Source organism: Thioclava sp. NS-SX20 (assembly GCF_057380695.1).
In genome coordinates this window covers 1,201,769-1,214,379 of record NZ_CM170816.1, presented here as the reverse complement: position 1 = coordinate 1,214,379, position 12,611 = coordinate 1,201,769, and the positions used below count along the sequence as shown (strand labels likewise).

Annotated in this window: 13 protein-coding genes, 2 tRNA genes and 1 riboswitch; of the genes, 10 read left to right on the top strand and 5 right to left on the bottom strand. The window is 63.4% G+C overall.

All coding sequences use genetic code 11. The features are described from left to right. Positions 1-717 (top strand): precorrin-2 C(20)-methyltransferase, encoded by a 717-nt coding sequence (locus tag AC2ISB_RS06040; protein WP_339107354.1) that lies wholly within the window; start codon positions 1-3, stop codon positions 715-717. Continuing rightward, entirely contained in the window at positions 714-1,460 is a 747-nt protein-coding gene (gene cobJ / locus AC2ISB_RS06035) for a precorrin-3B C(17)-methyltransferase (protein WP_339107353.1), read from the top strand. Before AC2ISB_RS06040 ends, cobJ begins: the two co-directional genes overlap by 4 nt. Here cobJ and AC2ISB_RS06030 read toward each other — a convergent pair. After that, positions 1,442-2,221, bottom strand: a complete 780-nt coding sequence (locus AC2ISB_RS06030) for a cobalt-precorrin-6A reductase (RefSeq protein WP_486576624.1) — start codon at positions 2,219-2,221, stop codon at positions 1,442-1,444. The two genes, cobJ and AC2ISB_RS06030, sit on opposite strands and share 19 nt — an antisense overlap. Between AC2ISB_RS06030 and cbiE the strand changes: the two genes are divergently transcribed. The 7 genes from cbiE (at position 2,220) to cobF (ending at position 8,514) form a co-directional block, all read left to right on the top strand. Continuing rightward, positions 2,220-3,410, top strand: coding sequence for a precorrin-6y C5,15-methyltransferase (decarboxylating) subunit CbiE (gene cbiE, locus AC2ISB_RS06025; protein ID WP_486576622.1), 1,191 nt, complete (start codon positions 2,220-2,222; stop codon positions 3,408-3,410). The two genes, AC2ISB_RS06030 and cbiE, sit on opposite strands and share 2 nt — an antisense overlap. Further along, positions 3,407-3,796: a cobalamin biosynthesis protein gene (locus AC2ISB_RS06020; protein ID WP_406736523.1), complete on the top strand. Its 390-nt coding sequence runs from the start codon at positions 3,407-3,409 to the stop codon at positions 3,794-3,796. The genes cbiE and AC2ISB_RS06020 overlap by 4 nt, the downstream gene beginning before the upstream one ends. After that, complete coding sequence (cobM, locus tag AC2ISB_RS06015) at positions 3,793-4,578, top strand: precorrin-4 C(11)-methyltransferase (RefSeq protein WP_339107349.1); 786 nt, start codon at positions 3,793-3,795, stop codon at positions 4,576-4,578. Before AC2ISB_RS06020 ends, cobM begins: the two co-directional genes overlap by 4 nt. Next, positions 4,575-5,885 (top strand): cobyrinic acid a,c-diamide synthase CobB, encoded by a 1,311-nt coding sequence (locus AC2ISB_RS06010; RefSeq protein WP_486576620.1) that lies wholly within the window; start codon positions 4,575-4,577, stop codon positions 5,883-5,885. The genes cobM and AC2ISB_RS06010 overlap by 4 nt, the downstream gene beginning before the upstream one ends. After that, positions 5,882-6,616, top strand: coding sequence for a uroporphyrinogen-III C-methyltransferase (gene cobA, locus AC2ISB_RS06005; RefSeq protein ID WP_339107347.1), 735 nt, complete (start codon positions 5,882-5,884; stop codon positions 6,614-6,616). Before AC2ISB_RS06010 ends, cobA begins: the two co-directional genes overlap by 4 nt. Positions 6,617-6,692: 76 nt before the next feature. Next, a riboswitch (cobalamin riboswitch) is annotated at positions 6,693-6,911 on the top strand. Positions 6,912-6,965: 54 nt separating this feature from the next. After that, entirely contained in the window at positions 6,966-7,631 is a 666-nt protein-coding gene (locus tag AC2ISB_RS06000) for an energy-coupling factor ABC transporter permease (RefSeq protein WP_339107346.1), read from the top strand. Between the two features lie 118 nt (positions 7,632-7,749). Beyond that, the gene (cobF, locus tag AC2ISB_RS05995) at positions 7,750-8,514 is read left to right on the top strand and encodes a precorrin-6A synthase (deacetylating) (protein ID WP_486576617.1); all 765 of its coding nucleotides are present in this window, start codon (positions 7,750-7,752) and stop codon (positions 8,512-8,514) included. A gap of 1,322 nt (positions 8,515-9,836) precedes the next feature. On the opposite strand, the gene AC2ISB_RS05990 is transcribed toward cobF, so the two are convergent. From AC2ISB_RS05990 to AC2ISB_RS05980, 3 genes are all read right to left on the bottom strand, one after another. Next, a tRNA-Asn gene (locus AC2ISB_RS05990) sits at positions 9,837-9,911 on the bottom strand. 36 nt (positions 9,912-9,947) lie between these two features. Continuing rightward, positions 9,948-10,022: transfer RNA gene (locus AC2ISB_RS05985), tRNA-Asn, on the bottom strand. 70 nt (positions 10,023-10,092) lie between these two features. Further along, positions 10,093-10,989 carry an MBL fold metallo-hydrolase gene (locus tag AC2ISB_RS05980; protein WP_486576615.1) on the bottom strand — a complete coding sequence of 299 codons (897 nt, stop codon included), beginning with the start codon at positions 10,987-10,989 and terminating at the stop codon, positions 10,093-10,095. A gap of 41 nt (positions 10,990-11,030) precedes the next feature. On the opposite strand from AC2ISB_RS05980, the gene AC2ISB_RS05975 reads away from it, so the two are divergent. Then, positions 11,031-12,374: an ATP-binding protein gene (locus AC2ISB_RS05975; protein ID WP_486576613.1), complete on the top strand. Its 1,344-nt coding sequence runs from the start codon at positions 11,031-11,033 to the stop codon at positions 12,372-12,374. Positions 12,375-12,393: 19 nt separating this feature from the next. Here AC2ISB_RS05975 and AC2ISB_RS05970 read toward each other — a convergent pair whose 3' ends face one another. Further along, positions 12,394-12,579, bottom strand: coding sequence for a hypothetical protein (locus tag AC2ISB_RS05970; protein WP_339107342.1), 186 nt, complete (start codon positions 12,577-12,579; stop codon positions 12,394-12,396). Positions 12,580-12,611 lie beyond the last annotated feature (32 nt).

Sequence of the window (12,611 nt, the reverse complement as noted above, 5' to 3'; positions counted from 1 at the left end):
ATGGGCAAGCTTGTCTGTGTGGGGCTGGGCCCCGGCGATCCCGATCTGATGTCGGTTCGGGCGCATCGTCTGGTGGGAGCGGCCCGTCATGTCGCCTATTTCCGCAAGAAGGGGCGGATGGGGCAGGCGCGCCGCATCGTCGAGGGCCTGTTGCCGGACGGGGTCACCGAATATCCGATGGATTATCCGGTGACGGTCGAGATCCCTTTTACCGACCCCGAATATAACCGCCTGCTTTCGGAATTTTACGACGATTGGGCCGAGCGCCTTGCCATGCTATGTCAGGGGCAGGATGTGATCGTGCTCTGCGAGGGCGACCCCTTCTTCTACGGCTCGTTCATGCATCTCTATACCCGCCTCAAGGACCGTATTCCCGTTGAGGTGGTGCCCGGAATTACGGGGATGTCGGGCTGTTGGACGGCGACCGGCGCGCCGATCACATGGGGCGATGATGTGTTGACCGTTGCGATGGCGACCCTGCCCGAGGCCGATCTGGCGGCACGGATCGCGCAGACCGACGCGCTTGTGGTGATGAAGATCGGACGCAATCTGCCGAAGCTGACCCGCGCGTTGCAGAGCGCCGGTAAATTCGGGGATGCGTGGATCGTCACGCATGGCACGATGGACAACCAGACCGTGCGACGGCTTGACGAGGTCACCGGCGAGGTGCCCTATTTCTCGATTGTTGTGGTGCATGGGCAGGGGCGCAGACCATGAGCGGCTGGTTGCAAGTGGCGGGGCTTGGCCCCGGTGACGAGGATCTGGTGACGCCACAAGTGCAGGCCGCGCTGTCCGAGGCCACCGATATCATCGGCTATATTCCCTATGTCCGCCGCGTGCCCGACCGTGCGGGGCTGACCAAGCATGAAAGCGACAATCGGGTCGAGCTGGACCGCGCCCGCCATGCGCTGGAACTGGCCGCCAAGGGCGCGCGGGTGGTGATTGTCTCCTCCGGCGATCCGGGGGTGTTTGCAATGGCTTCGGCGCTGTTCGAGGCCCTTGAGGCGGGGCCGCAGGGCTGGCAGGATCTCGATATCCGTATCCTGCCGGGCATTACAGCGATGCTGGCGGCCAGTGCGCGGATCGGGGCACCGATGGGGCATGATTTCTGCGCCATCAACCTGTCGGATAACCTCAAACCGTGGCCGATCATCGAGAAGCGGCTGCGGCTTGCGGCACAGGCCGGATTTTCGATGGGCTTCTACAATCCGCGTTCGGCCTCGCGCCCGCACCAGTTCGGTCAGGCTTTGGCGATCCTGCGCGAAGAGTTGCCCGCAACGGTGCCGGTTTCCTTTGCGCGCAATGTCTCGCGCCCTGACGAACGGATTGTGACGGTGCCTCTGGGGCAGGCCCGTGAAGACATGGCCGATATGCGCACCGTCGTGATTCTGGGCACCGCCGAAACACGGCAGGTCGGGCGGTTCACCTATACGCCGCGCTCCTATCCCGAGGCATCCTGAACGCCATGATCTCCCGCGGCCCCTGCACCGGTGCTTTCAAGCCAGCCCAGAACGTCATCGGCGTGATGGAAGATCCGGCGCCCTGCAAGTTTGGGGCGTTCGATCATGATCACCGGAATCTGCAACTGCCGGGCCGCCTCGATTTTGGCTTCCGCCCCGCGTCCTCCGGCGTTTTTGGCCACCACAAGCGTGATGCGATGCTTGGACATCAGAGCCAGATCCTGCGCCGTCTCGAACGGTCCGCGTGCCAGCACGACCTGCGCATCGGGCAGCGGCAGCGGATCGGTGGGCGGATCGACAAGACGCAGCAGGTAATGATGCTGGGGCGCCCCAGCGAAAGCCGCAAGGTTCTGCCGTCCGATCGCCAGAAAAATGCGGCCGGGCGTGGCGGGCAGCGCGGCGGCGGCGGCTTCCATATCGGGCACGGATCGCCAGCGGTCGCGCTGCCCCGCCTGCCAGGGCAGCCGCTCGAAGCTGCACAGTTGCACAGATTCTGCCGCACAGGCATGCAGGGCGTGGCGGCTCATCTGCGCGGCAAAAGGATGGGTCGCGTCGATGACATGGGTGATGGTCTCGTGCCGCAAATAGTGGCGCAGCCCTTCGATACCGCCAAATCCGCCCACCCGAAGCGGCAGCGGCTGCGCCACCGGCGCGCGGGTGCGACCGGCATAGGAATATACCGCGCTCTGGCCCGAAACGGCCAGAAGGCGCGCCATTTCAGCGGCTTCGGTGGTGCCACCCAGAAGAAGGATACGGGACATGGGTAAGCCTTGGCTGCACATAATCGGTTTGGGCGAGGATGGACCAGCGGGACTGTCGGATGCAAGCCGCGAAATTCTGGCACGCGCGGCGGTCATTTTCGGCGGGCCGCGCCATCTGGAGCTGGTGGGGGCGGGGGCGCGCGGGCGCGCGTGGCCGATCCCCTTCGATCTGGCCCCCGTTCTGGCGCTGCGCGAGGGACGGCCTGCAGATCTGGAGGTGGTGGTTCTGGCGTCGGGCGATCCGTTCTGGCACGGGGCGGGCGGATCTCTGGTGCGCCATCTGTCGCCGCAGGACTGGATCTGCCATCCGGCGGTCTCGTCAGTGTCATGGGCTGCGGCGCGGCTGGGCTGGCGGCTGGAAGAGGTGACAAGCTTCGGTCTGCATGCCGCTCCGCTGGCCCGCATGCGCGCGGATTTGCAGCAGGGCGCGAAGTTGGTCGTGACGTTGCGCGGCGGTGCACAGGTGCCCGACCTCGGGGCCTATCTGACGGGCTTGGGCTTCGGGGCGTCGGAGCTGACGGTCTTCGAGGCGCTGGGGGGGGCGAGAGAGCGCCGTCACCGGATGCGCGCCGATCAGGTGGCAGGTCATTTCGGCGCACCGGTTCTGGTGGCGATTGCCGTTGCGGGCGGGCGGGGCCTGCCGCGTGGCTTCGGCCTGCCCGATGATCTTTTTACCCATCACGGCCAGATCACCAAACGCCCCGTTCGGGCGCTGACGCTTTCGGCGCTGGCCCCGCGTATGGGCGAAAGGCTCTGGGATCTGGGGGCGGGATGCGGCTCTATCTCGGTGGAATGGGCTTTGGCAGGCGGGCAGGCCAGCGCGCTGGAGCCGCGCCCGGACAGGCTGGCGCAGATCGGACAGAACGCCGCGCAATTCGGTGTCGAGCACCGTATCGATATCCATGAAGGGCACTGGCCCCAGACCCTGCCATCTGCCGCCCCCGATGCCGTTTTTATCGGCGGCGGGCTGTCGCGCGAAGGGTTCGAAGCGCTTTGGGCGCGGATACCCGCAGGCACACGTCTGGTGGGCAATGCGGTGACGCTGGAAAGCGAGGCGCTGTATCTGGCGCTTCAGGCCGAATGTGGCGGGCATCTGCTGCGGGTCGAACTGGCCGAAGAGGCCCCGCTGGGGCGCATGCGTGGCTGGAACAGGGCACGACCGATCCTGCAATGGAGTGCCATCAGATGACGCGGGTGCTGGGAGTGGGGCTGCAATCGCGTGCCGAAAGCGCGGCCCTCGCGGCGCTTCTTGATGCCGCCCGCGAAGCTGCGCCCGATATGCTGGCGATCCTTGCGGATAAGGCCGATCATCCCGCGCTTCAGACCGTGCTTCAGGCCGTGCAAGCCGCTGGTTTGCCGGTCTGCCTGATTGCGCGCAGCCGTTTGAACGGGGTTGCGACCCCCACATATTCGGCCCGCGTGGCCGAGAGGTTCGGCACCGGCTCGGTGGCCGAGGCACTGGCGCTTGTGGCGGCAGGGCCGGAGGCGCGGATCGTGCAGCCAAGGGCCATCTCGCCCTGCGGCACAATGACGACCGCCCTTGCCGACAGCCTGAAGGGAGAGAAGAAGGAATGACCGTTTATTTCATCGGCGCGGGCCCGGGGGCCGCCGACCTGATTACCTTGCGCGGGCGCGATCTGATTGCCGCCTGTCCGGTCTGCCTCTATGCCGGATCGCTGGTGCCCGAGGCGCTGCTTGCGCATTGCCCGAGCGGCGCGCGGATCATCAATACCGCTCCGCTGTCACTGGACGAGATCATCGCCGAACTCCGTAAGGCGCATCAGGCCGGGCAGGATGTGGCGCGGCTTCATTCGGGGGACCTGTCGATCTGGTCGGCGATGGGCGAACAGCTGCGCCGTCTGCGTGCCGAAGCCATCCCCTACGAGATCTGCCCCGGCGTGCCCAGCTTTGCGGCGGCGGCGGCGGCACTTGAAACCGAACTGACCCTGCCCGGTGTCGCGCAATCGCTGGTGCTGACGCGCACCTCGGGCCGCGCCTCGCCCATGCCGGAAAACGAGACGCTGGAGACCTTTGCACGCAGCGGCGCGACCTTGGCGATCCATCTGTCGGTGCATGTGCTTGACGAGGTCGTCGCGCGGCTGACCCCGTTTTACGGGGCGGATTGTCCGGTGGCCGTGGTCTGGCGCGCAAGCTGGCCCGACCAGCAGATCCTGCGCTCGCATCTGGGCGAGGTGATTGCCGCCAGCGACGGGTTGCGCGGGCGCACGGCACTTATTCTGGTGGGGCGGAGCCTTGCGCAGGAAGGCTTTGCCGAGAGCTGCCTTTACGCGGGCGATTACGACCGCCGCTACCGCCCCGTGGGCACCGCGCCGCGCTTTCCGGAGGGGCAGGAATGATCCCCGACGGGCTGATCGTCTCGGCCACCGGATCGGGCACTGGCAAAACCACGCTGACATTGGGCTTGCTCCGCGCCTTCCGGCGGGCGGGCGTGGTGGTCCGCCCGTTCAAGGCGGGGCCGGATTACATCGATCCGGGCTTTCATCATGCGGCCGCGGGCATGGCCTCGGCCAATCTTGACAGCTGGGCGATGCCGGCGGGGCTGATGGGGCAGATCATCGCCACTGCGCAGGGGGCCGATCTGGTGATCGCGGAAGGCGCGATGGGGTTGTTTGACGGGGTCACCGCGATCGGGGCTACGGCGCGCGGGACGGCGGCGGATCTGTCGGCGCTGACAGGCTGGCCCGTGGTGCTGGTGATCGATGCATCCGGTCAGGCACAATCGGTCGGCGCGGTGGCCTTGGGCTTTGCACGGCTGCGCGCCGATGTGCGGGTGGCGGGCGTGGTGGTCAACCGCGTGGCCAGCCCGCGTCACGAGGCGATGGTGCGCGAGGGTCTGGCCGCAGCGGCTGTGCCCTGTCTGGGCTGCCTGCCGCGGGTCAGGGGGCTTGAAATGCCCTCGCGCCATCTGGGGCTGGTTCAGGCCAGCGAGCGCCCCGAGCTTGAGACACAGATTGACGCGATGGCTGATCTGGTGACCGCCCATCTGGATCTGGCGCAGATCCGTGAACTGGCCGCACCGACGCAATGTCCCGCAGGGGCCGGACGCCCCGTTCCCCCGCCCGGACAACGCATCGCGCTTGCGCAGGATCAGGCATTTTCCTTTCTCTATCCGCATCTTGTAACAGGATGGCGCGCCGCAGGGGCCGAGATCATGCCCTTCTCGCCGCTGGCGGATGAGGCCCCCGACCCAAGCGCCGATTGCGTCTGGCTGCCCGGTGGCTATCCCGAATTGCATGCAGGGCGTCTGGCTGCGAACGGGCGTTTTCTGGCGGGTCTGACGGCTTTGGCCGGAACCCGCCCCGTGCATGGCGAATGCGGCGGCTATATGGTGTTGGGGCAAGGGCTTGTCGATAAGGACGGGCACCGCCACCAGATGGCAGGATTGCTGGGGCTCGAGACATCCTATGCGGCGCGCAAGATGCATCTGGGCTACCGGCTGGCCACCTTGGCCGCGCCCATCCCCGGTCTGGCGGCAGGCCAGAAGCTGCGCGGGCACGAGTTCCATTTCTCGACCATCCTCGCGCAACCCGATCTGCCTTTGGCCGAGGTGGTGGATGCGGCGGGTGCATCGGTGGTGGAAACCGGCTCGCGCAGGGGCTATGTCAGCGGGACATTCTTTCACCTGATTTCGGAGGTCGCATGAGCGGTTTCGTCAGTTTCGTCTCGTCGGGTCCGGGGGATCCGGAGCTTTTGACCCTGCGCGCCGCCGACCGTATCCGGCAGGCCGACGCCATCCTGTTCGATGATCTCTCTGCCGGACCGATCCTTGATCTTGCACGCCCCGATTGTGACCTGATCGGCGTTGGCAAGCGGGCAGGGCGCCCCTCGCCGAAACAGGACCATGTCAGCCGCCTTCTGGTCGACCATGCCCGCAGCGGCGGCAAGGTGGTGCGGCTGAAATCCGGCGATTGCGGTATTTTCGGGCGGCTGGAAGAAGAACTGGCCGCCTGCCGTGCGGCGGGGATCGCCTTCGAGATCGTTCCCGGGGTGACGGCGGCCTCTTCGGCGGCAGCGGCGGCGCAAATCCCGCTGACACGGCGGTTGACGGCGCGGCGGCTGCAATTTGTCACCGGCCATGATGTCACGGGGGCTCTGCCCGACGAGATGAATATGGCCGCGCTGGCCGATCCGCAGGCCGTTACGGCGGTCTATATGGCACGCCGGACCTTTGTTGCGCTGTCCGAGCGGCTGGCCGAGGCGGGGCTGGATCTGGACACTCCGGCGCTGATGGCCGAATCGATTTCCCATCCCGACGAGGTGATCTGGCGCGGCACGATGCGCGCGCTGGCGGCCAAGATAACGGCGGAACTATCCGCCGGAGCCGTGTCGCAAAAACCGGCATTGATCTTTTACGGGGCGCTTGCCCCCGCCTGAGACGCGAATCCGAGACAGCTATAGAGAAAAAATTTCCGCTCGGGGCTTAGGTCTTATTGACCTGAGCCCTTTGCTTATTCAAAACCGGAGAGACGGTTTCCGGCAGCCAAGAGGTGTTGCCGGATGAAAAGGGAATCCGGTGCGGTGTAGCCATCAGGCGCCAAATCCGGAACTGCCCCCGCAACTGTAAGCGGCGAGTCCGCGCCTGACAGCCACTCCGGTCCGAAATCGGGGGAAGGCGGCGCGATGGCGATGAACCGCAAGTCAGGAGACCTGCCGTGCGTCGGGGCGCAAGCCCTGTCTGTTCCATCAATCACGCCGTCGGGGTCGACGGCAGGGAGATACCGCTATGCATATCGAACCGGGCGTCGTTACGGGCGCCAAACTGTTTCTGAGCTATGCCACCGCCGCAGGCGCGGCCACCTATGTCACCCGCGAGGCGATCAAAACCCTCCATCTTGGCGATCTGCCGGTCACGCTGGCACGCGCCGTTGCGGCCACCGCTGCCGTTTTCGTGTTTTTCGAAGTCTTTCCGCATCACGCGGTCGGCGTGTCCGAAGTCCACCTGATTCTGGGCTCGACGCTGTTTTTGACTTTGGGCCTTGTGCCGGCGGCCATCGGTCTGGCAATGGGGCTGCTGCTGCAGGGGCTGTTCTTTGCCCCCTTCGATCTGCCGCAATATTTCATGAACGTCACCACGCTGCTGGTCCCGCTTTTTGCGCTTTCGGCACTGGCCAAACGTCTCATCGCGCCTCACACGGCCTATGCCGATATCACCTATCGTCAGGCACTGGCACTTTCGACCGCCTATCAGGGGGGCGTTGTCGCCTGGGTCGCGTTCTGGGTCCTTTATGGCGAGGGCGTCTCGGCGGCGTCTTTGGCAAATGTGGCGACCTTCGGCATTGCCTATATGTCGGTGATCCTGCTGGAGCCGCTGATCGATCTGGCCGTTCTGGCCGGTGCCAAGGCGATCGGGCGCAACCGTTTCGTGCTTTCGCGGGTCTATACCGCCTGAGGCCGCGCGACGGTTTCGCAGAAGAAACGGGGCGAAGAACTGGTGAGCCCCGTTCCAACCTGTTAAAGACAAGGCGCGTTCCGCAAGGGGCGCGCTTTTCATCTTTCGGGGGAGTAGGATGTTCCATCTGTCGCTGATCGGGATCGGGGCCGGTAATCCTGACCATCTGACCTTGCAGGCCATTGACGCGATCAGGGCCTGCGATGTGATCCTGATCCCGCTCAAGGGCCCCGGGAAAGACGATCTGGCCGAAGCGCGCCGCGCGATCTGTGCCAGGGTCACCGGCACGCAGGGGCCACAGCTGCGCGAATTCCGGTTGCCGGTGCGCGACCCCGCCCAACCCGATTACCGTCGCAGGGTCGATGACTGGCATGACGACATTGCCCGTATCTGGGAGCGCGAATTGCACGCGGCCTTGCCAAAAGGCGGGCGCGCGGGGTTTCTGGTCTGGGGCGATCCGTCGCTTTACGACAGCACCCTGCGCATTGCCGAAAGGGTGGCGCGCGCTACCCCGCTCGAGCTGAGCGTTGTGCCCGGGATCACCGCGATACAGGCGATGACTGCGGGCCACGCGATCCCGCTGAACGAAATCGGTGCGGCCGTGGCCATCACCACCGGGCGCAAGCTGCGCCAGGAGGGCTGGCCCGAAGGCATCGGGACAGTTGTCGTAATGCTGGATCAGGGCGGAGCCTTCGAGGCTCTCGACCCGGAAGGTCTCGAGATCTGGTGGTCCGCCTATGCCGGTATGAAAGAAGAAATCCGCCTGAGCGGCCCGCTCTCGCGCATGGCACCGCAGATCATGAAGGCCCGCGCCGAGGCCCGCAGAACCCACGGCTGGATCATGGATATCTATCTGATGCGCAAAACACGGCACAGCGCCTGAGGCAGGAAGGCGGGAAACTATCGCCCCCGGGCGATTGGCGCGTGGTCCCTGCCTGGCATGGGCCACGCTCGAACCGCGCTCGACACCGCATATCTGAGGGACGCATATCGGAAGGATCAGGAAAAGGTCGATACCGCAGGCCGACTGGCCCAACGGTACGAACCCTGAGAACCTGCACTCGTAAAACACGCTACTGTGCTTGGCCGCGTCATCGAAAGGGCATCCACTTCTGGAACGAGAGGAGCCGATCCCGAAGCCAAGCAACCGGATTTTCGAACAGTATCCGGATTAAAAGGAAACTCGTTACGCTTTCAGCCTACTTTCGTAAGCTAGGCCGTTTTATAAATTGATCTGCCTAACGCACAATCCGCATTTGCGCGCAGGCGATATGCGGAGATATCATAAGACAATTACACATATTTGTGCTAAGGGGATAAATAGACCCAATATACTGATCAAAACATATTGGATTTCTTTTTCTAACCATAACAGGGCCGATCCCCCGCCTTCTGCTAGTGCAGGTCCCGCCATCCTTTGCGCTCTGACCGCCGAGGGCGAACATCCGCTTTGAGCCCGTCCGGCTTCCGAGTTCCTCGACGGCGGTTTGTGCGCTTCCCCGAATTGCCCCAATCCCCCTTAAGAAGCCCCCCCGTGAAATTCACCCTCGCAAAGACCGTACGCTACTGGTGGCCTGTCGGTGCAAGGTGATGTCTGTCGGTGACAGTTTCACGAGCGGGTGTACGACGGATGGCAGCGGGGTGTCCGCTCTCGTCGAAAGCACATCGTCTCCTATCTCATGTCGAAGTGCCTGACGGACGTTATCGCAACTGCTGATGCGATTGTCGGCAGTAACGGGTATGATGACGGTGCTGCTTACGAAACCTACTGACCTGACGTGAGTGTGCAGGGTAGGCATTCGGCAGCTTCGCCTTGGTGCCTATGTGGACGCGTTCCACCACGACTGATCCTGTCGTTATGATATTCTGCGAAGTCTATGACACTGTTGACACTCTCGAAGTCATCACGGCCTGTGAAGCTGCGGGCGTGATCAGTGTCGTAGGCCAAGAGTTCATGTCGACGGTCGGCGTATTGCAGCGGATTGCCATCAGCTTCTCGCGGACCTCGGATCCTCTTTTCTTCGCACGAGTTTCGGGCGCCATCCAGATTATGAGAGTCCAGTTTTACGATAGTGAGACACCACGCATTGCTATTGCCAATAGCGGACAAAAGGGACGCATGCGTGGGCACAGAGGTCGAATTAATGAAAAAGAGAGTGAAGAAAATTTTCTAACACTCTGTTTTATAATTCATTCTTGGAAGAATGGCTCCGGCGGTAGGGATCGAACCTACGACCAATTGATTAACAGTCAACTGCTCTACCGCTGAGCTACGCCGGAACACGGTATTTCATCTTGACCCAGATGACGGGATGTTGGCTCCGGCGGTAGGGATCGAACCTACGACCAATTGATTAACAGTCAACTGCTCTACCGCTGAGCTACGCCGGAACATGTGGCGCTGTATAGCGACGGGTTTTCGGGCATGCAAGAGGCTAAATGACGTTTTTTTGGCAGAAATTCATCTTCGTTGAAAAATCGCCTGATCGGTGATGGGACCTGCCACCGAAAGCTCATCTTTTTCCATCATGTCAATGAGATGGGCCAGACAATTCCGGGTTGCGGCTTGCAGGATGCGGGGAGGCAGATCGCCATAGATCTGCCGCGCGAGCGTTGTGGCGCAGACGGGGGCTGCGTGTGTGGCCTCGGCAATCTGGGCATGGCGGGCAAGGCGATGGGCGCGCAACTGGCCGATCCGTTTGCGCGGGGCAAGGATTGGCGCGCCATGTCCGGCCAGAAGCTGGTGCGGGGCAAGTGAATCGAGCCGGTCGAGCGCGGCGAAATAGGAGGCCAGATCGCCATCGGGGGGAGAGATCACCGTCGAGGTCCAGCCCATGACGACATCACCGCTAAACACCGTCGTGCCGAATTCGAAACTCAGATGGTTGCTGAAATGACCCGGTGTGTGATGGGCGGTAATTCTTGCCCCGCCCACAGTGATCTGCGCCCCGTCTGCCAGATTGTGGTCGGGCAGGAAGTCATGATCGATACCTTCGCCCCCTCCAAGCTGGCCTTCCTCGGCCAATCGCTGCATCAAAGCGCTTCGACCCGCTTGGGGCGCCCCGAATCCATAGGTGGCCGCGCCCGTTTTCGCGGCAAGCGCCCTGGCACCGGCGCTATGATCAAGATGGGCATGTGTCACCAGAATATGGGTGATCCGCTCATCCGGACCCAGCGCTGCCAGAATCGCCGCAAGATGAGCCTCATCCAGCGGCCCCGGATCGATCACCGCCACATCGCCTTGCCCCAGCAGATAGCTGTTGGTGCCGTTCTGTGTCATCGGCGAGGGATTGGGGGCCAGCACGTGGCGGATGCCATAGGCTCCCGTGGTGCCATTATTTTCGTCGGAACACGGCATCTTGGCTTTCCCTTTCTACGGCTGCTCGCTACGGTTTTGGCATGAAATTCCAGTGGCTGAAACAAATGATGCCGCGCGGGCTCTATGGTCGCGGCGCGCTGATCCTCCTGCTGCCGATCGTTACGATCCAGCTTGTGGTATCTATTGTCTTTATCCAGCGCCATTTCGAGCGTGTGACCGAGCAGATGACCGGCTCGATGCTGCTGGAAATCGACCTGCTGATTGATGCCGTGGATGAGGCCCCCGATCTGTCCGCCGCGCGGGCCGAGGTGGAGCGCCTCGGGACACCTTTGCAGATGACCACCGATCTGCCCGCGATTCTCGACGAGACACGCGGCGACCATCGCAAGTTCTATGACCTGACCGGATTGGTGGTCATGGACGTTCTGCACCAGCTTGTCCGTCCGGTGCGGGCCATCGATCTGACGGACGGGGATCGGGTGGTGCTGTGGGTTTCAACCGACAAAGGTCTGATGAAGATAGACTTTTCCCGTCAAAGGGCCTCTGCGTCGAACCCGCATCAGCTTCTTGTGCTGATGCTGGTGGTCGGGCTGCTGATGACGGTCGTGGCGTTCTTGTTCCTGCGCAACCAGCTCAAGCCGATCCGGCATCTGGCGTTGATGGCCGAAGCCTTCGGGCGTGGTCAGTCTGTGCCCTACAAGATTTCGGGGGCGACGGAGGTGCGCTCGGCGGGGGCGGCCTTTCTGGATATGCGCAACCGGATCGAGCGGCATATCGAACAGCGCACGATGATGCTGTCGGCCATTAGCCATGACCTGCGCACCCCCCTGACGCGGTTGCGTCTTGGCCTGTCGATGCTGCCGCGCGACCCCGAAGATGCCAAGGATATCGAGGATATGGAGATGGATGTGGCCGAGATGGGCCGTCTGATCGACGCTTTCCTCGAATTCTCGCGCAATCAGGCACAGGCCGCCGCGCCGGATGACACCGATATCGGCCAGCTTGTCCGCGAGGCGGTGCACTATGCCCAACGCAGCGGGCGCCCCGTGATTCTGGGTGATTGTCCGGAGGCGGGAGAGGTCATTGCGAAACTGCGCGGCGACGATATCCGGCGCGCACTCGACAATCTGATCGGCAATGCGCTGCGCTATGGCGGGCAGGCCGAGATTGGTGTGAGTTTGGGAGAAAAGACCATCAAGATCGCGGTCGAGGATCCGGGGCCGGGCATCGCGCCCGAGCGCCGCGAAGAGGCCCTGCGCCCGTTCACGCGCCTAGATCCGGCGCGCAATCAGGATTTGGGGCAGGGCGTGGGCCTCGGGCTGTCAATCGCATCCGATATCGTGCGCGCCCACGGTGGCAATCTCAATTTGCGCGAAAGCCCGTCGCTTGGCGGTTTGATGGCCGAGATCGTGCTGCCCCGTTAAGGGGCGGCACCTGCTGCGTTCAATGGGCCGACCAGATCGCCAGCGCCACCAGCAGATAGCTTGCCAGACCCAACCCCGCACTGGGTAGGACCCACCATCCCGAAGGCAGGGTGACCGTTGCGGCATGCGCCATGCATCCCTTGATCGAAGAGACGCGGAGGAATTGCCGAAGAGCGGCTTGCGCGGGACGTTGCTGGGTATTCATGGCGCTTATCCTTTAGGTTATTCTCACCTATC

What these genes read in the sequence shown, in the direction of transcription:
- AC2ISB_RS06040 (WP_339107354.1), top strand. Translation starts at nt 1, where the DNA reads ATGGGCAAGCTTGTCTGTGTGGGGCTGGGCCCCGGCGATCCCGATCTG.
- cobJ (WP_339107353.1), top strand. Translation starts at nt 714, where the DNA reads ATGAGCGGCTGGTTGCAAGTGGCGGGGCTTGGCCCCGGTGACGAGGAT.
- cbiE (WP_486576622.1), top strand. Translation starts at nt 2,220, where the DNA reads ATGGGTAAGCCTTGGCTGCACATAATCGGTTTGGGCGAGGATGGACCA.
- AC2ISB_RS06030 (WP_486576624.1), bottom strand. Translation starts at nt 2,221, where the DNA reads ATGTCCCGTATCCTTCTTCTGGGTGGCACCACCGAAGCCGCTGAAATG.
- AC2ISB_RS06020 (WP_406736523.1), top strand. Translation starts at nt 3,407, where the DNA reads ATGACGCGGGTGCTGGGAGTGGGGCTGCAATCGCGTGCCGAAAGCGCG.
- cobM (WP_339107349.1), top strand. Translation starts at nt 3,793, where the DNA reads ATGACCGTTTATTTCATCGGCGCGGGCCCGGGGGCCGCCGACCTGATT.
- AC2ISB_RS06010 (WP_486576620.1), top strand. Translation starts at nt 4,575, where the DNA reads ATGATCCCCGACGGGCTGATCGTCTCGGCCACCGGATCGGGCACTGGC.
- cobA (WP_339107347.1), top strand. Translation starts at nt 5,882, where the DNA reads ATGAGCGGTTTCGTCAGTTTCGTCTCGTCGGGTCCGGGGGATCCGGAG.
- AC2ISB_RS06000 (WP_339107346.1), top strand. Translation starts at nt 6,966, where the DNA reads ATGCATATCGAACCGGGCGTCGTTACGGGCGCCAAACTGTTTCTGAGC.
- cobF (WP_486576617.1), top strand. Translation starts at nt 7,750, where the DNA reads ATGTTCCATCTGTCGCTGATCGGGATCGGGGCCGGTAATCCTGACCAT.
- AC2ISB_RS05980 (WP_486576615.1), bottom strand. Translation starts at nt 10,989, where the DNA reads ATGCCGTGTTCCGACGAAAATAATGGCACCACGGGAGCCTATGGCATC.
- AC2ISB_RS05975 (WP_486576613.1), top strand. Translation starts at nt 11,031, where the DNA reads ATGAAATTCCAGTGGCTGAAACAAATGATGCCGCGCGGGCTCTATGGT.
- AC2ISB_RS05970 (WP_339107342.1), bottom strand. Translation starts at nt 12,579, where the DNA reads ATGAATACCCAGCAACGTCCCGCGCAAGCCGCTCTTCGGCAATTCCTC.